At 62.0% G+C, this 17,534-nt stretch carries 12 protein-coding genes and 1 tRNA gene; all 13 read left to right on the forward strand.

Going from position 1 to position 17,534, the window contains the following annotated elements; all coding sequences use genetic code 11:
* Positions 1 to 1,185 (forward strand): elongation factor Tu (gene tuf / locus XALGPE39_RS02595; RefSeq protein WP_235429737.1); only part of this gene is annotated, 1,185 nt, incomplete at its 5' end.
* Positions 1,186 to 1,351: 166 nt separating this feature from the next.
* A tRNA-Trp gene (locus XALGPE39_RS02600) sits at positions 1,352 to 1,427 on the forward strand.
* Between the two features lie 50 nt (positions 1,428 to 1,477).
* Positions 1,478 to 1,894 carry a preprotein translocase subunit SecE gene (gene secE / locus XALGPE39_RS02605; protein WP_045726869.1) on the forward strand — a complete coding sequence of 139 codons (417 nt, stop codon included), beginning with the start codon at positions 1,478 to 1,480 and terminating at the stop codon, positions 1,892 to 1,894.
* A 13-nt stretch (positions 1,895 to 1,907) separates the two neighbouring features.
* Complete coding sequence (gene nusG, locus XALGPE39_RS02610; protein WP_045726870.1) at positions 1,908 to 2,465, forward strand: transcription termination/antitermination protein NusG; 558 nt, start codon at positions 1,908 to 1,910, stop codon at positions 2,463 to 2,465.
* Positions 2,466 to 2,666: 201 nt separating this feature from the next.
* Positions 2,667 to 3,095, forward strand: a complete 429-nt coding sequence (gene rplK / locus XALGPE39_RS02615) for a 50S ribosomal protein L11 (RefSeq protein WP_012915049.1) — start codon at positions 2,667 to 2,669, stop codon at positions 3,093 to 3,095.
* A gap of 3 nt (positions 3,096 to 3,098) precedes the next feature.
* A complete protein-coding gene (rplA, locus tag XALGPE39_RS02620; protein WP_045726871.1) occupies positions 3,099 to 3,797 on the forward strand; it encodes a 50S ribosomal protein L1 in 699 nt (232 codons plus the stop codon).
* 487 nt (positions 3,798 to 4,284) lie between these two features.
* Positions 4,285 to 4,821, forward strand: a complete 537-nt coding sequence (rplJ, locus tag XALGPE39_RS02625; protein ID WP_045726872.1) for a 50S ribosomal protein L10 — start codon at positions 4,285 to 4,287, stop codon at positions 4,819 to 4,821.
* A 63-nt stretch (positions 4,822 to 4,884) separates the two neighbouring features.
* Positions 4,885 to 5,253 (forward strand): 50S ribosomal protein L7/L12, encoded by a 369-nt coding sequence (gene rplL, locus XALGPE39_RS02630; protein ID WP_045726873.1) that lies wholly within the window; start codon positions 4,885 to 4,887, stop codon positions 5,251 to 5,253.
* Between the two features lie 284 nt (positions 5,254 to 5,537).
* Positions 5,538 to 9,689 (forward strand): DNA-directed RNA polymerase subunit beta, encoded by a 4,152-nt coding sequence (gene rpoB / locus XALGPE39_RS02635; protein ID WP_045726874.1) that lies wholly within the window; start codon positions 5,538 to 5,540, stop codon positions 9,687 to 9,689.
* A 151-nt stretch (positions 9,690 to 9,840) separates the two neighbouring features.
* Complete coding sequence (rpoC, locus tag XALGPE39_RS02640; RefSeq protein ID WP_045726875.1) at positions 9,841 to 14,058, forward strand: DNA-directed RNA polymerase subunit beta'; 4,218 nt, start codon at positions 9,841 to 9,843, stop codon at positions 14,056 to 14,058.
* A 226-nt stretch (positions 14,059 to 14,284) separates the two neighbouring features.
* Positions 14,285 to 14,659: a 30S ribosomal protein S12 gene (gene rpsL, locus XALGPE39_RS02645; protein ID WP_045726876.1), complete on the forward strand. Its 375-nt coding sequence runs from the start codon at positions 14,285 to 14,287 to the stop codon at positions 14,657 to 14,659.
* A gap of 12 nt (positions 14,660 to 14,671) precedes the next feature.
* Entirely contained in the window at positions 14,672 to 15,139 is a 468-nt protein-coding gene (gene rpsG / locus XALGPE39_RS02650) for a 30S ribosomal protein S7 (protein ID WP_045726877.1), read from the forward strand.
* A 139-nt stretch (positions 15,140 to 15,278) separates the two neighbouring features.
* A complete protein-coding gene (gene fusA, locus XALGPE39_RS02655) occupies positions 15,279 to 17,369 on the forward strand; it encodes an elongation factor G (RefSeq protein ID WP_045726878.1) in 2,091 nt (696 codons plus the stop codon).
* Positions 17,370 to 17,534 lie beyond the last annotated feature (165 nt).

Raw genomic sequence — 17,534 nt, forward strand, 5'->3', positions numbered from 1 at the left:
AAGGGTAAGTTCGAGCGCACCAAGCCGCACGTCAACGTCGGCACCATCGGTCACGTCGACCACGGCAAGACCACGCTGACGGCAGCACTGACCAAGGTCGGCGCGGAGCGCTTCGGCGGCGAATTCAAAGCCTACGACGCGATCGACGCGGCGCCGGAAGAGAAGGCGCGCGGTATCACGATCTCGACCGCCCACGTGGAATACGAATCCCCGTCGCGTCACTACGCGCACGTGGATTGCCCAGGGCACGCGGACTACGTGAAGAACATGATCACCGGTGCGGCGCAGATGGACGGCGCGATCCTGGTGTGCTCGGCTGCTGATGGCCCGATGCCGCAGACGCGTGAGCACATCCTGCTGTCGCGTCAGGTCGGCGTGCCGCACATCGTGGTGTTCTTGAACAAGGCCGACATGGTCGACGACGCCGAGCTGCTTGAGCTGGTCGAGATGGAAGTGCGCGAGCTGCTGAGTAAGTACGACTTCCCGGGCGACGACACCCCGATCATCCATGGTTCGGCGCGTCTGGCGCTGGAAGGTGATCAGAGCGAGATCGGCGTGCCGGCGATCCTGAAGCTGGTGGAAGCGCTGGACACGTTCATCCCGGAGCCGCAGCGCGACGTGGACAAGCCGTTCCTGATGCCGGTGGAAGACGTGTTCTCGATTTCCGGTCGCGGCACGGTGGTGACCGGTCGTATCGAGCGCGGCATCATCAAGGTGGGCGACGAAATCGAAATCGTCGGCATCCGTGCGACGCAGAAGACCACGGTGACGGGCGTGGAAATGTTCCGCAAGCTGCTGGACCAGGGTCAGGCTGGCGATAACGCGGGTCTGCTGCTGCGCGGCACCAAGCGTGACGACGTGGAGCGCGGGCAGGTGCTGTGCAAGCCGGGTTCGATCAAGCCGCACACCGAGTTCGAGGCTGAGGTGTACGTGTTGTCGAAGGACGAGGGTGGTCGTCACACGCCGTTCTTCAAGGGCTACCGTCCGCAGTTCTATTTTCGCACCACCGACATCACTGGCGCGTGCCAGTTGCCGGAAGGCGTGGAGATGGTGATGCCGGGCGACAACATCAAGATGGTGGTGACGCTGATCAACCCGGTGGCGATGGACGAAGGCCTGCGTTTCGCGATCCGCGAAGGTGGCCGGACCGTCGGCGCCGGCGTGGTGGCCAAGATCATCAAGTAATGCACTCTGGTAGCCTGGGCTGCCAGATTCGACGGTATCGCGGCGGCAACAGTCGCCAAAATCCGAAGAAGTGCAGGCGGCTTCAGTTACCAGATTGAGCGAAGGGCGGGCCGGAACCTTCGGTCCGCCTTCGCTGTCTCAGGGAAGTGCGGTCGTTCTTATCTACACGCCAGTAGCTCAATTGGCAGAGCAGCGGTCTCCAAAACCGCAGGTTGGGGGTTCGAGTCCCTCCTGGCGTGCCAATCTGCCGGTCCTTATCCAGTGACCTCGGTCGCATCGCAGCAAGAGTCGGATGAACAGCAAGATCGAGCATTCCAAGAATTCCGCCGCCCCCTCCCTTGGTGGCGATATCGTCAAGTACGGCATCGCTGCGTTGCTGGTGGTGGCTGGCCTGTTCGTATGGTTCTGGTTCGCCGATCCGAGTCGTGCGACGCAACTGGGGAACTGGTCCGGTCCGCTGCGCGGATTGGCTGTGGTGGCGGGTCTGGTCGCCGGTGGTGCGGTGTTCCTGTTGACTGCCAAAGGCTGTCAGGCCCGTGAGTTTCTATCCGAGTCGCGATTCGAGCTGCGTAAGGTGGTATGGCCGACCCGTCAGGAGGCCATCCGGACCACCTGGGTGGTGATCGTGGTGGTGATCATTCTGAGTTTGCTGCTGGGTGGGTTCGATTTCTTGATCCAGAAGCTGATGCAGTGGTTCGTGAGCCGTTGAGGAGAGTGCAGCAGTGAAGCGTTGGTATGTCGTCCACGCCTATTCAGGCTTCGAGAAGTCCGTGGCGCAAGCGCTGCGTGACCGCATTGTGCGTGACGAGATGCAGGAGCGCTTCGGTGAGGTGTTAGTGCCCACCGAGGAAGTGATCGAAATGCGTTCCGGTCAGAAGCGCCGTTCCGAGCGCAAGTTCTTCCCGGGTTACGTGTTGGTGCAGATCGAGACCCACGAGGAAGGCGGCATCCCGCGGATCGACAACGAGAGCTGGCACTTGGTCAAGGAGACGCCCAAGGTGATGGGGTTCATTGGCGGCACAGCCGATCGCCCACTGCCGATTCGTGACCAAGAAGCCGATGCGATCTTGCAGCGCGTTCAAGACGGCGTGGAAAAGCCGCGTCCGAAGGTGCTGTTCGAGCCAGGCCAGATGGTGCGCGTCACCGATGGCCCGTTCAACGACTTCAATGGCGTGGTCGAGGAGGTCAATTACGAAAAGAGCCGGCTGCGCGTGGCTGTGTTGATCTTCGGCCGCTCTACCCCGGTGGAGTTGGAATTCGGCCAGGTCGAGAAGGCCTGAGTCCTGCGTCGACGCGGCTGCGTCGTTGCGCTCAATTTCTGTTACACTGCTCGGCTGGCTGCCTAGGAAGTCGTCGGGCAGAGTCGGGAGCCGCCGTGAGGCGGCTTTCTGCGCAATTCGAAACGTGATGGCGGGACACGTGATTTTCCCGTCGCGATGGGGAGCCTGTCGTTCAGGCGTTAGCACCCGGAGAGACTCAACATGGCAAAGAAAGTCGTCGGTTACATCAAGCTGCAGGTGAAGGCCGGTCAGGCCAACCCCTCGCCGCCAGTCGGTCCTGCGCTGGGTCAGCGCGGCCTGAACATCATGGAATTCTGCAAGGCCTTCAATGCGGCCACGCAGAAGCTGGAGCCGGGCCTGCCCACGCCGGTCATCATCACGGCCTACTCGGACCGTACCTTCACCTTCGTCACCAAGAGTACGCCGGCGAGCGTGCTGTTGAAGAAGGCGGCCGGCATTACTTCCGGTTCCAAGCGCCCGAACACCGAAAAGGTGGGTAAGGTCACCCGCAAGCAGTTGGAAGACATCGCCAAGGCGAAGGAAGCCGACCTGACGGCGGCTGAGCTGGAAGCGGCGGTACGCACGATTGCGGGTTCCGCCCGCAGCATGGGCCTGACGGTGGAGGGTTAAGCGATGGCACAGACCAAGCGACAGAAAGCAATCCGTGCTGCGGTGCAGCCGGGCAAGGCGTATTCGATCGACGAAGCGCTGAAGATCATCAAAAGCACCAGCAAGGCCAAGTTCGTCGAAGCCGTCGACGTGGCCGTGCGCCTGGGCGTGGATGCCAAGAAGTCCGACCAGCAGGTGCGCGGTTCCACCGTGTTGCCGGCCGGCACTGGCAAAAGCGTGCGCGTGGCGGTGTTCGCCCCGGCTGGTGCCAAGGCTGACGAAGCCCTGGCTGCGGGTGCCGAGGCCGTCGGTATGGACGATCTGGCCGAAAAGATGCAGGGCGGCGATCTGAACTACGACGTGGTCATTGCGACCCCGGACGCGATGCGCGTCGTCGGTAAGTTGGGCACGCTGCTGGGCCCGCGCGGCCTGATGCCGAACCCGAAGGTCGGTACCGTGTCCGCCAACCCGGCCGAAGCGGTGAAGAATGCCAAGTCCGGTCAGGTGCGTTATCGCACCGACAAGGCGGGCATCATCCACTGCACCATCGGTAAGGCCAGCTTCGAAGACGACGCGCTGAAGAGCAATCTGCAGGCGCTGCTGCTGGATCTGGTCAAGGCCAAGCCGGCGACCTCGAAGGGCGCTTACCTGCAGAAGATCTCGGTGAGCTCGACCATGGGTCCGGGTGTCACCATCGATCAGGCATCGCTGTCCCTGAAGTAATTGCAACACGGCGCCGCCCGCGAGGTGCGGCGCCGGTGTCACCCTTTTGAAGGCGTCGCCAGGGGCAACCCGACGCGAAGCCGTCAAAGACCGCAGGCGCGGTCTGCGCATACCGACGACGGGCAAGGAAGCGCGACATGGCATGGAATCGCCGTCGGTGCAGCGGGATCGCTTAATCCAGTCCTCTCGGGGACGCGCCGGCGTAGATGGTGCCGCCTTTCTGGAGTTTTTCTGGTTCAGGCCAGTCCGGGGCTTCCCGGACGCGCTCACTCCAGGTCTGGAACGGCCACCAACTGGGATGCCATGCGGCGTCCCCGGCATCCAGGATGGAGGCCGCCCAGGACCGCAAGCGGCAGGAGCCGCGAGCGGAATGTGTTTGAAGCAGGGTTTTCGAGATGTGTGGTTGGGGATTGGCAAGAGCGGCGCGGTCGCTCCTGACGGATCCCGAATCGTCAGTCCCGATTCCCGGCTTTCACGGAGGAGTGCAATGGCTCTCAATCTGTCCCAGAAGCAAGAAGTCGTCGCCGAATTGGCCGACGTTGCCGCGAAGGCTCACTCCTTGGTTGCTGCCGAGTACGCCGGCATCACGGTCTCTCAGATGACCGCGATGCGTAAAAAAGCGCGCGAAACCGGTGTGTACTTGCGTGTTGTCAAGAACACCCTGGCTGCGCGTGCAGTGGCCGGTACCGAATACGAGTGCGTCCAGGACGCGCTGGTCGGTCCGCTGCTGTATGCGTTCTCGACGGAAGAACCCGGCGCTGCCGGTCGTCTGATCAAGGAATTCGCCAAGGGCAACGACAAGCTGCAGGCCAAGGTCGTGTCGCTGGGCGGTCAACTGTATCCGGCCGCTCACCTCGAAGTGTTGGCATCGCTGCCGACCCGCGAGCAGGCGCTGGCGATGTTGGCACGCGTCCTGGCCGAGCCGGCAAGCATGTTTGCCCGTGCGGTCAAGGCCGTGGGCGACAAGCAAGGTGGTGGCGATGTCGCTCCCGCCGATGCCGAAGCCCAGGCCGAAACGGCTTAAGTTCGCGACCCCTGAAACGGTTCACAAGAACCTCATCCAGAAAAAATTCCAAAGGTAATCACAATGTCCCTGTCTAACGAACAGATCGTCGACGCTATCGCCGAAAAGACCCTCATGGAAGTGATGGAGCTGGTCAAGGCCATCGAAGACAAGTTCGGCGTTTCCGCCGCCGCTCCAGTCGCCGCTGCCGGTCCGGCCGTGGCTGCTGCTCCGGTCGAAGAGCAGACCGAATTCAACGTCATCCTGGTCGATGCCGGTGCCAAGAAGGTCGACGTCATCAAGGCCGTTCGCGCCATCACCGGTTTGGGCCTGAAGGAAGCCAAGGACCTCACCGAGGCCGGTGGCGTGCTGAAGGAAGCCGTGTCGAAGGAAGACGCCGAGAAGTTCAAGAAAGACCTGGAAGCCGCTGGCGCGAAGGTCGAAGTCAAGTAAGCAGTCCCTTGCATCGCCAGTCGTTCGAGGCGGTGCACTGAAGGCTGGGGGCGTGAGCCCCCGGCCTTTGGCCGTTGTACAGCCGGGTTAGATTCGGCATGGGAGTCCGCACGGTTCTTCGACCGCGGCGGGGTCCACGACCCAATCTCGGCCTTACCGAGTTGGTAGTTGGAAGTAGCGGGAGAAGGCGTGCTGGTGCCGGCAATACCAGCGACTTCCAACTGACAATTTATGTTCACTCAGGGCCGCGGACGCGTGGCCCGCATCAGCCAAGGTGATACCTCATGACGTCCTATTCGTTCACCGAAAAGAAGCGTATCCGTAAGGATTTCGGCAAGCAGCGCTCGATTCTCGAAGTGCCCTTCCTGCTCGCAATCCAAGTGGATTCCTATCGCGAGTTCCTGCAGGAAAACACCGACCCGAACAAGCGGTCGGACCATGGCCTGCACGCCGCGCTGAAATCGGTGTTCCCGATTTCCAGCTACAGCGGCAACGCCGCGCTGGAGTACGTTGGCTACAAGCTCGGCGATCCGGTGTTCGACGAGCGTGAATGCCGTCAGCGTGGCATGAGCTACGGTGCGCCGTTGCGCGTGACCGTGCGCCTGGTGATCTACGACCGCGAGTCCTCGACCAAGGCGATCAAGTACGTGAAGGAGCAAGAGGTCTATCTCGGCGAAATTCCGCTGATGACCGACAACGGCACCTTCATCGTCAACGGTACCGAGCGCGTCATCGTCTCCCAGTTGCACCGTTCGCCCGGCGTCTTCTTCGATCACGATCGTGGCAAGACCCACAGCTCGGGCAAGTTGCTGTACAGCGCGCGCATCATTCCTTACCGCGGCTCCTGGCTGGACTTCGAGTTCGACCCGAAGGACGCGTTGTTCACCCGTATCGACCGCCGTCGCAAGCTGCCGGTGTCGATCCTGCTGCGCGCGCTCGGTTATTCGAACGAAGAGATGCTGTCTGAGTTCTTCGAGATCAACACCTTCCATATCGATCCGAAGGAAGGCGTGCAGTTGGAGTTGGTTGCCGAGCGCCTGCGCGGCGAGACGCTGAACTTCGATCTGGCCGATGGCGACAAGGTCATTGTCGAGGCCGGCAAGCGCATCACCGCGCGTCACGTCAAGCAGTTGGAAGCCTCCGGCATCGCTGCGCTGGCCGTGCCCGATGAATATCTGGTCGGTCGCATTCTGTCGCACGACGTCGTCGATGCCGCGACCGGCGAACTGCTGGCCAATGCCAACGACGAGATCACCGAAGAGCAGTTGAATGCGTTCCGCAAGGCGGGTGTCGACGCCGTGGGCACCTTGTGGGTCAACGATCTGGACCGTGGTCCGTATCTGTCCAACACCCTGCGTATCGACCCGACCAAGACCCAGCTCGAAGCCTTGGTCGAAATCTACCGCATGATGCGTCCGGGCGAGCCGCCGACCAAGGATGCCGCGCAGAACCTGTTCCACAACCTGTTCTTCACCTTCGAGCGCTACGACCTGTCCACGGTCGGTCGCATGAAGTTCAACCGTCGCGTTGGTCGCAAAGAGGTCATCGGCGAGTCGGTGCTGTACGACAAGAAGTATTTCGGTGAGCGCAGCGACGAAGAATCCAAGCGTCTGGTCGCCGAACGCACCGACACGTCCGACATCCTCGATGTGATCAAGGTGCTGACCGAGATTCGCAACGGTCGTGGCGTGGTCGACGATATCGATCACCTGGGGAATCGTCGCGTGCGTTCGGTCGGCGAAATGGCCGAGAACGTGTTCCGCGTGGGCCTGGTCCGCGTCGAGCGCGCGGTCAAGGAGCGCTTGTCGATGGCCGAGTCCGAGGGCCTGACGCCGCAGGAATTGATCAACGCCAAGCCGGTGGCGGCCGCGATCAAGGAGTTCTTCGGTTCCTCGCAGTTGTCGCAATTTATGGACCAGAACAACCCGTTGTCGGAAGTGACGCATAAGCGTCGTGTCTCGGCGCTGGGTCCGGGCGGCCTGACCCGCGAGCGCGCGGGCTTCGAAGTGCGCGACGTGCATCCGACCCATTACGGCCGCGTCTGCACCATCGAAACCCCGGAAGGCCCGAACATCGGCCTGATTAACTCGCTGGCGGTGTTCGCGCGCACCAACCAATACGGCTTCCTGGAAACGCCGTACCGGAAGGTGGTGGATGGCCAGATCACCGACGAGGTCGAATACCTCTCGGCGATTGAGGAAAACGAGTACGTCATCGCCCAGGCCAACGCCTTGCACGATGCCAAGAGCCGCCTGACCGAGCAGTTCGTGCCGTGTCGCTACCAGGGCGAATCGCTGCTCAAGCCGCCGGCGGAAGTGCACTTCATGGACGTCTCGCCGATGCAGACGGTGTCCATCGCGGCCGCGTTGGTCCCGTTCCTGGAGCACGACGACGCCAACCGCGCACTGATGGGCGCGAACATGCAGCGTCAGGCCGTGCCGACGTTGCGTGCGCAAAAGCCGCTGGTCGGTACCGGCATCGAGCGCGCGGTGGCGCGCGACTCGGGCGTGACCGTGAATGCGCGCCGTGGCGGTGTGATCGAGCAGATCGACGCCGGCCGTATCGTGGTCAAGGTCAACGAGGCTGAGATCGGCGGCGGCACTGATGCCGGCGTGGATATCTACAACCTGATCAAGTACACGCGTTCCAACCAGAACACCTGTATCAACCAGCGTCCGCTGGTCAACGTGGGCGACGTGATCGCGCGCGGCGACGTGCTCGCCGATGGTCCCTCCACCGATATCGGCGAGCTGGCCCTCGGCCAGAACATGCTGATCGCGTTCATGCCGTGGAACGGCTACAACTTCGAAGACTCCATCCTGCTCTCCGAGCGCGTGGTGGAAGAGGATCGCTACACCACGATCCATATCGAAGAGCTCACCTGCGTGGCGCGCGACACCAAGCTGGGGCCGGAAGAAATCTCCGCCGACATCCCCAATGTCTCCGAGCAGGCGCTCAACCGTCTCGACGAATCCGGCGTTGTGTACATCGGTGCGGAAGTGCGTGCCGGCGACATCATGGTCGGCAAGGTCACGCCGAAGGGCGAGAGCCAACTGACCCCGGAAGAGAAGCTGCTGCGCGCGATCTTCGGCGAGAAGGCTTCGGACGTGAAGGACAGTTCGCTGCGCGTGCCGCCAGGCATGGACGGCACCGTCATCGACGTGCAGGTGTTCACCCGCGACGGCATCGAGAAGGACAAGCGCGCTCGCCAGATCGAGGAAAACGAGATCAAGCGGGTCAAGAAGGACTTTGACGATCAGTTCCGCATCCTGGAGAGCGCCATCTACGCGCGTCTGCGTAGCCAACTGATCGGCAAGGTCGCCAATGGCGGCCCGAACCTGAAGAAGGGCGACACCATCAGCGATGCCTACCTGGATGGCCTGAAGAAGTCCGACTGGTTCGCGCTGCGCATGAAGGATGAGGATGCCTCCGACGCGATCGAGCGTGCGCAGAAGCAGATCCAGGCGCATGAGCAGGAGTTCGAGCGTCGCTTTGCCGATAAGCGCAGCAAGATCACCGCCGGCGACGACCTCGCCCCGGGCGTGCTGAAGATGGTCAAGGTCTTCCTGGCGGTGAAGCGCCGCATCCAGCCCGGCGACAAGATGGCCGGTCGCCACGGCAATAAGGGTGTCGTGTCGATGATCCAGCCGATCGAGGACATGCCGTACATGGCCAACGGCGAGACCGTGGACATCGTGCTGAACCCGCTGGGTGTGCCGTCGCGTATGAATATCGGTCAGGTGCTGGAAGTGCATCTGGGCTGGGCGGCCAAGGGCCTGGGACGCAAGATCCAGAACATGCTGGATGCGCAGGCCAAGGTCGCCGATTTGCGCAAGTTCCTGACCCAGATCTACAACCACGACCAGAAGTTGGGCGAGGACCGCGTGGAGCTGGATCAGTTCAGCGATGCCGAGCTGCTGGCGCTGTCGAAGAACCTGACCGACGGCGTGCCGATGGCGACCCCGGTGTTCGACGGCGCGACCGAGGCGGAGATCAAGCACATGCTCGAACTCGCCGATCTGCCGATCAGCGGCCAGACCCAGCTTTACGATGGCCGTACCGGCGAAGCGTTCGATCGCCATACCACCGTTGGCTACATGCACATGCTGAAGTTGAACCACTTGGTCGACGACAAGATGCACGCGCGTTCCACCGGACCGTACTCGCTGGTCACTCAGCAGCCCTTGGGCGGTAAGGCGCAGTTCGGCGGCCAGCGCTTCGGCGAAATGGAAGTCTGGGCGCTGGAAGCCTACGGTGCGGCGTATACCTTGCAGGAAATGCTGACGGTGAAGTCCGACGACGTGCAGGGCCGCAACCAGATGTACAAGAACATTGTCGATGGCGAGCACGAAATGGTGGCCGGCATGCCGGAGTCCTTCAACGTGCTGGTGAAGGAAATCCGCTCGCTGGCCATCAACATGGAATTGGAAGACTGAGGGGCCACCGGGCACTGCGGCCCGGGTGCCCGGAAAAGCAGAAGCCTTGCGCTTCTCGCTTTTCCGGGTCCCGGTCCCTGGGTTCCCGGTTCCGAGATAGCGCCTTCCCACCCCGTCCTCGCTACGCATTCCTCCGACCCGGAGATATCCAATGAAAGATCTGCTCAACCTTTTCAATCAGCAGCGCCAGACGCTGGACTTCGACGCGATCAAGATCGCGCTGGCCTCGCCTGACCTGATCCGCTCGTGGTCCTTCGGCGAAGTGAAGAAGCCGGAAACCATCAATTACCGTACCTTCAAACCCGAGCGCGACGGCCTGTTCTGCGCGGCCATCTTCGGCCCGATCAAGGACTACGAGTGCCTGTGCGGCAAGTACAAGCGCATGAAGCATCGCGGCGTGGTCTGCGAAAAATGCGGCACCGAAGTCACCCTGGCCAAGGTGCGCCGCGAGCGCATGGGCCACATCGACCTGGCCTCGCCGGTGGCGCACATCTGGTTCCTGAAGTCGTTGCCGTCGCGTATCGGCTTGATGCTGGATATGACCTTGCGCGACATCGAGCGCGTGCTGTACTTCGAAGCCTATGTGGTGACTGAGCCGGGCTTGACCGCCCTGGAGCGCCGCCAACTGCTGACCGAAGAGCAGTACCTGACCGCCCGCCAGGAACATGGCGACGACTTCGATGCCACCATGGGCGCCGAAGCGGTGTACGAGCTGTTGCGCACCATCGATCTGCAGTCGGAAATGACGCGCCTGCGCGAAGAAATCGCCAGCACCGGTTCTGAAACCAAGCTCAAGCGTCTGACCAAGCGCATCAAGCTGATCGAGGCGTTCATCGAGTCCGGCAACCGTCCGGAGTGGATGGTGATGACCGTGCTGCCAGTGCTGCCGCCGGATCTGCGTCCGCTGGTGCCGTTGGACGGCGGCCGCTTCGCGACCTCCGATCTGAATGATCTGTACCGCCGCGTCATCAACCGCAATAACCGTCTGCGTCGTTTGCTCGAACTCAATGCGCCGGAGATCATCGTGCGCAACGAAAAGCGCATGCTGCAGGAGTCGGTCGATGCGCTGCTGGATAACGGCCGTCGCGGTCGTGCCATCACCGGTACCAACAAGCGCCCATTGAAGTCGCTGGCCGACATGATCAAGGGCAAGCAGGGCCGCTTCCGCCAGAACCTGCTCGGCAAGCGCGTGGACTACTCCGGCCGTTCGGTCATCGTGGTCGGCCCGACCCTGCGTCTGCACGAGTGCGGCCTGCCGAAGAAGATGGCGTTGGAGCTGTTCAAGCCGTTCGTGTTCGCCAAACTGCAGCGCCGTGGTCTGGCCACCACGATCAAGGCCGCCAAGAAGCTGGTCGAACGCGAAGAAGCCGAAGTCTGGGACATCCTGGAAGAAGTGATTCGCGAGCATCCGGTGCTGTTGAACCGTGCGCCGACCCTGCACCGCTTGGGCATTCAGGCGTTCGAGCCGGTGCTGATCGAAGGCAAGGCGATCCAGTTGCATCCGCTGGTCTGTACCGCGTTCAACGCCGACTTCGACGGCGACCAGATGGCCGTGCACGTGCCGTTGTCGTTGGAAGCGCAGTTGGAAGCGCGTGCGTTGATGATGTCCACCAACAACATCCTCTCGCCGGCCAACGGTGAGCCGATCATCGTGCCGTCGCAGGACGTGGTGCTGGGCCTGTACTACATGACCCGTGCGCTGGAGAACAAGAAAGGCGAGGGCATGGTGTTTGCCAACATCGCCGAAGTGAAGCGCGCTTATGACAACCGTGCGGTGGAATTGCACGCCAAGGTCAAGGTCCGCATCACCGAGACGGTGATCGACGAAAACGGTGGCCGTAGCAAGAAGACCTCGATCGTGGACACCACGATTGGTCGTGCGCTGTTGGCCGAAATCCTGCCGGAAGGCCTGCCTTTCGCGCTGGCCAATACCGAGCTGACCAAGAAAAACATCAGCCGACTGATCAACTCCAGCTACCGTCAGCTTGGTCTGAAGGACAGCGTGGTGTTCGCCGACAAACTGATGTACACCGGCTTCGCCTACGCGACGCGTGCTGGCGTGTCGATCGGTATCGACGACATGCTGATTCCGTCGGAAAAGAAGGGCATCCTCGGCGAGGCCGAGCAGGAAGTGCTGGAAATCCAGGAGCAGTATCAGTCCGGTCTGGTCACCGCCGGCGAGCGCTACAACAAGGTCGTGGACATCTGGTCGCGCACCAACGAGCGTATCGCCAAGGCGATGATGGACACCATCGGCACCGAGAAGGTGGTCAACGCCAAGGGTGAGACCATCGATCAGAAGTCGATGAACTCCTTGTACATCATGGCCGACTCCGGCGCGCGTGGTAGCCAGGCGCAGATCCGTCAGCTTGCCGGTATGCGTGGCTTGATGGCGCGTCCGGACGGCTCGATCATCGAGACGCCGATCAAGGCGAACTTCCGCGAAGGCTTGAACGTGCAGGAGTACTTCAACTCCACCCACGGTGCGCGTAAGGGTCTGGCCGATACCGCGTTGAAGACCGCTAACTCCGGTTACCTGACCCGTCGTCTGGTCGACGTGGCACAGGACGTGGTGATCACCGAGCCCGATTGCGGCACCACCGACGGCCTGACCATGACCCCGATTGTGGAAGGCGGCGATGTGGTCGAGCCGCTGCGCGATCGCGTGCTCGGCCGTGTGGTGGCCGAGGACGTGTTCCTGCCGGGCAACGACGAGGATCCGATCGTCACCCGCAACACCCTGCTCGACGAGCAGTGGGTCGCCAAGCTGGAAGAGGCTGGCGTTCAGTCGGTCAAGGTCCGTTCGACCATCACCTGCGAATCGCCGTTCGGCGTGTGCGCGCGTTGCTATGGCCGCGACCTGGCCCGTGGCCATCTGGTCAACATCGGCGAAGCGGTTGGCGTCATCGCCGCGCAGTCGATCGGCGAGCCCGGTACTCAGTTGACCATGCGGACCTTCCACATCGGCGGCGCGGCCTCGCGTGCGGCGGCGGTGGACAACATCACGGTCAAGACCACCGGTTCGATCAAGTTCAACAACCTCAAGTCGGTCGAGCACGCCAATGGCTCGCTGGTGGCGGTGTCGCGTTCCGGTGAACTGTCGGTGCTCGACGGCCACGGTCGCGAGCGCGAGCGCTACAAGCTGGCGTATGGCGCCACCATCACCGCCAAAGATGGTGATGCGGTCAAGGCCGGTCAGTCGGTGGCGAACTGGGATCCGCACAACCACCCGATCGTCTCGGAAGTGGCTGGTTTCATCCGTTTCATCGACTTCATCGACGGTGTCACCGTGATTGAAAAAACCGATGAACTGACGGGTCTGGCCTCGCGCGAGATCACCGATCCAAAGCGCCGTGGTACCCAGGCCAAGGATCTGCGCCCGATCGTGCGCATCGTCGACGCCAAGGGCAACGACCTGACCATTCCGGGTACCGATTTGCCGGCGCAGTACCTGCTGCCGCCGCGCTCGATCGTCAACCTGCAGGACGGCGCGCCGGTTGGCGTGGGCGACGTGGTTGCCAAAATCCCGCAGGAAGCGTCCAAGACCCGCGACATCACCGGTGGTCTGCCGCGCGTGGCCGATCTGTTCGAAGCGCGCAAGCCGAAGGATCCAGCGATCCTGGCCGAGCGTTCGGGCATTATCAGCTTCGGTAAGGACACCAAGGGCAAGCAGCGCTTGATCATCAAGGACACCGATGGGTCCGAGCACGAAGAACTGATTCCGAAGTACCGGCAGATCATCGTGTTCGAAGGCGAGCACGTGGCCAAGGGTGAAACCGTGGTGGACGGCGAGCCGAGCCCACAGGACATCCTGCGTCTGCTGGGTGTCGAGCCGTTGGCCGCCTATCTGGTCAAGGAAATCCAGGACGTGTATCGCCTGCAAGGCGTGAAGATCAACGACAAGCACATCGAGGTCATCACCCGGCAGATGCTGCGCAAGGTCGAGATCACCGATCAGGGCAACAGCAAGTTCCTCAATGGTGAGCAGGCCGAGCGCCAGCGCGTCATCGAGGAAAATTCCCGCCTGGTCGCGCGCAACGAGTTGCAGGCCAAGTACGAGCCGGTGTTGCTGGGCATCACCAAGGCCTCGCTGGCAACCGAGTCGTTCATCTCGGCGGCTTCGTTCCAGGAAACCACCCGCGTTCTCACCGAAGCGGCGGTTCGTGGCACCAGCGACACACTGCGCGGTTTGAAGGAAAATGTGATCGTGGGGCGTCTGATCCCGGCGGGTACCGGTTTGGCGTACCACAGCCTGCGTCGCCGCAACGCCAGCGGCCTGACTGAGTCGGAGATGCAGACCCTGGCCGGCGGCAGCGTCGAGTCGGCGGTCGAAACTGCCGCGCCAGCGGCTGCCAGCAGCGACGAGTGAGTTGGATCGGCCTCGCCTGCGGGGCCGGTTGTTCCGAGCAAAAGGAAGCGCAACGGAGGCGCTTCCTGATTATTCCGGCCGAGGATCGGCCAGCAAGTACAACGTCCGTTGAGTTGACGGACGTTTCACTTGCCCGCTATACTTTCCTGTCTCGGCAGGCCGTCCTTCGGCCTGCCTTCGTTTTCAAGCATCCAGGCCCGATGGCCTCAATCAGAAGAATCTACTGATGGCGACGATCAATCAGCTGGTCCGCAAGCCGCGGCAGGCGAACGACTACAAGAGCGCCTCTCCGGCGCTGGATAAGTGCCCGCAGCGCCGTGGCGTCTGCACACGCGTCTACACCACCACTCCGAAAAAGCCGAACTCAGCCTTGCGTAAGGTTGCCAAGGTGCGCCTGACCAACCAGGAAGAAGTCATCAGCTACATCGGTGGCGAAGGTCATAACCTGCAGGAGCACTCCGTGGTCCTGATCCGCGGTGGTCGCGTTCCGGATCTGCCCGGCGTGCGCTACCACACGGTGCGCGGTGCGCTCGATGCTGCCGGCGTCGCCAAGCGTCGTCAGGGTCGTTCCAAGTACGGCGCCAAGCGCCCGAAGAGCTAAGGAAAAGTTCATATGTCTCGTAAAGGTAATACGCCGCAGCGCGCTGTTCTGCCGGATCCCAAGCACGGGAGCGAAACCATTGCTCGCTTCATCAATATGGTGATGCTGAGCGGCAAGAAGTCGGTTGCCGAAAAGATCGTCTACGGTGCGATGGATGTCATTGGCGAGAAGAATCCAAACGCCATCGATCTGGTGCAAAAGGCGCTGGACAACGTCGCTCCGGCGGTCGAAGTCAAGTCGCGTCGCGTTGGTGGTGCCACCTACCAAGTGCCGGTCGAGGTGCGTTCCTCCCGTCGCATGGCCTTGGCGATGCGCTGGTTGATCGATTCGGCGCGTAAGCGTGGCGAAAACTCGATGCCGCGCAAGCTCGCAGCCGAGCTGTTGGATGCCTCGGAAAATCGTGGCGGTGCCATCAAGAAGCGCGAAGAAACCCACCGCATGGCGGAAGCGAACAAGGCGTTCGCGCACTACCGCTGGTGATCTTCCGGGCCTCGGCAACGGGGTCCGTCGGCACCATCTGAGTGCCGCTTAGTCGCGCCGTTGCGCGCGGCACAAATCCGAAAGCCGCCGCAAGGCGGCGTTCGGCCATCCGAAATCCAGGAAATTTGAGAGGCTCCCTGTGGCCCGTACCACTCCCATCGAGCGTTACCGCAATTTCGGCATCATGGCCCACATCGATGCCGGCAAGACCACCACGTCCGAACGCATCCTGTTCTACACCGGTGTCAGCCACAAGATCGGCGAGGTGCATGACGGTGCCGCGACGATGGACTGGATGGAGCAGGAGCAGGAGCGTGGCATCACGATCACCTCCGCGGCCACCACTGCGTTCTGGAGTGGCATGGACAAGTCCATGCCCCAGCACCGCTTCAACATCATCGATACCCCCGGGCACGTGGACTTCACCATCGAAGTGGAGCGCTCGCTGCGCGTGCTCGACGGTGCGGTGTTCGTGCTGTGCGCGGTCGGTGGTGTGCAGCCGCAGTCCGAGACCGTGTGGCGCCAGGCCAACAAGTACGCCGTGCCGCGTCTTGCGTTCGTCAACAAGATGGACCGTACCGGTGCCAACTTCGACAAGGTCGTCGAACAGTTGAAGACGCGTTTGGGTGCATACCCGGTGCCGATGCAGGTGCCGATTGGCGCCGAAGATGGTTTCGAGGGCGTGGTCGATCTGGTCAAGATGAAGGCGATCCACTGGGATACCGCTTCGCAGGGTACCGTGTTCGAATACCGTGACATCCCCGCCCACCTGGTCGACAAGGCCACCGAGGCGCGTGGGTTCATGGTTGAAGCGGCGGCCGAGGCCAACGAAGACCTGATGGACAAGTACCTCAACGAAGGTGACCTGTCCGAGGCCGAGATCCTGGGCGGTCTGCGCGAGCGTACCCTGAAGGTGGAAGTGGTGCCGGTGTACTGCGGTACCGCGTTCAAGAACAAGGGCGTACAGGCGATGCTCGATGGCGTCATCCAACTGCTGCCGTCGCCAAGCGACCGTCCGCCGGTCAAGGGTATCGACGAGGACGAAAAGGAAGACAGCCGCGCCGCCACCGACAGCGCGCCGTTCTCGGCGCTGGCGTTCAAAATCATGACCGATCCGTTCGTCGGCTCGCTGACGTTCTTCCGTGTCTATTCCGGCACGCTCAACTCCGGCGACCAGGTGTACAACCCGGTCAAGTCGAAGAAGGAGCGGGTGGGTCGCATCCTGCAGATGCACTCCAACAACCGCGAAGAAATCAAGGAAGTGCGCGCGGGCGACATCGCTGCGGCGGTCGGCTTGAAGGACGTCACCACCGGCGACACGCTGTGCGCGCAGGACAACATCATCACTCTGGAGCGCATGGTGTTCCCGGAGCCGGTGATCTCGATGGCGGTCGAGCCGAAGACCAAGTCGGACCAGGAAAAGATGGGTATCGCGCTGAGCCGTCTGGCGCAAGAAGATCCTTCGTTCCGTGTCAACACCGACGAAGAGTCTGGGCAGACCATCATTCGCGGCATGGGCGAATTGCACCTGGAAATCATCGTCGACCGCATGAAGCGCGAGTTCAACGTGGAGGCTAACGTCGGCAAGCCGCAGGTGGCTTACCGCGAGACCATCCGCAAGGCGGTCAAGCAGGAAGGCAAATTCGTGCGCCAGTCCGGCGGTAAGGGCCAGTATGGCCACGTCGTGCTCGAGATCGAACCGCAGGAGCGCGGCAAGGGCTATACCTTCGAAAACGCGATCGTCGGCGGTGTGGTGCCGAAGGAATACATCCCGGCGGTGGACAAGGGCATCCAGGAAGCGGTGGCCAATGGCGTGATGGCCGGCTATCCGATCGTGGACGTCAAGGTCCGTCTGATCGACGGCTCCTACCACGACGTCGACTCCTCGGAAATGGCGTTCAAGATCGCCGGCTCGATGGGCTTCAAGGAAGGCTTCAACAAAGCCAATCCAGTGCTGCTGGAGCCGATCATGAAGGTCGAGATCGTCACCCCGGAAGACTATTTGGGCGACGTGATGGGCGACGTCAGTCGTCGTCGCGGCATTCTGCAAGGTCAGGACGACAGTCCGTCCGGCAAAGTGATCAACGCGATGGTGCCGCTGGGCGAAATGTTCGGCTATGCCACCACGCTGCGCTCGATGTCGCAGGGTCGTGCCACGTTCTCGATGGAGTTCGACCACTACGCCGAAGCTCCAGCCAACATCGCCGATTCTGTCATCAAGAAGAACTGAGAATAGTGTGACGGGTGCGGCGCGCGGACATCGTCCCGCCCGCATCCCGCTTCCTTGTCCCCCAATACGAAACAAAGGTAAAACACCATGGCAAAGGGTAAGTTCGAGCGCACCAAGCCGCACGTCAACGTCGGCACCATCGGTCACGTCGACCACGGCAAGACC

This window comes from Xanthomonas sp. GPE 39, from assembly GCF_000963005.1.
Lineage (GTDB): Bacteria > Pseudomonadota > Gammaproteobacteria > Xanthomonadales > Xanthomonadaceae > Xanthomonas_A.

What these genes read in the sequence shown, in the direction of transcription:
- secE (WP_045726869.1), top strand. Translation starts at nt 1,478, where the DNA reads ATGAACAGCAAGATCGAGCATTCCAAGAATTCCGCCGCCCCCTCCCTT.
- rplK (WP_012915049.1), top strand. Translation starts at nt 2,667, where the DNA reads ATGGCAAAGAAAGTCGTCGGTTACATCAAGCTGCAGGTGAAGGCCGGT.
- rplA (WP_045726871.1), top strand. Translation starts at nt 3,099, where the DNA reads ATGGCACAGACCAAGCGACAGAAAGCAATCCGTGCTGCGGTGCAGCCG.
- rplJ (WP_045726872.1), top strand. Translation starts at nt 4,285, where the DNA reads ATGGCTCTCAATCTGTCCCAGAAGCAAGAAGTCGTCGCCGAATTGGCC.
- rplL (WP_045726873.1), top strand. Translation starts at nt 4,885, where the DNA reads ATGTCCCTGTCTAACGAACAGATCGTCGACGCTATCGCCGAAAAGACC.
- rpoB (WP_045726874.1), top strand. Translation starts at nt 5,538, where the DNA reads ATGACGTCCTATTCGTTCACCGAAAAGAAGCGTATCCGTAAGGATTTC.
- rpoC (WP_045726875.1), top strand. Translation starts at nt 9,841, where the DNA reads ATGAAAGATCTGCTCAACCTTTTCAATCAGCAGCGCCAGACGCTGGAC.
- rpsL (WP_045726876.1), top strand. Translation starts at nt 14,285, where the DNA reads ATGGCGACGATCAATCAGCTGGTCCGCAAGCCGCGGCAGGCGAACGAC.
- rpsG (WP_045726877.1), top strand. Translation starts at nt 14,672, where the DNA reads ATGTCTCGTAAAGGTAATACGCCGCAGCGCGCTGTTCTGCCGGATCCC.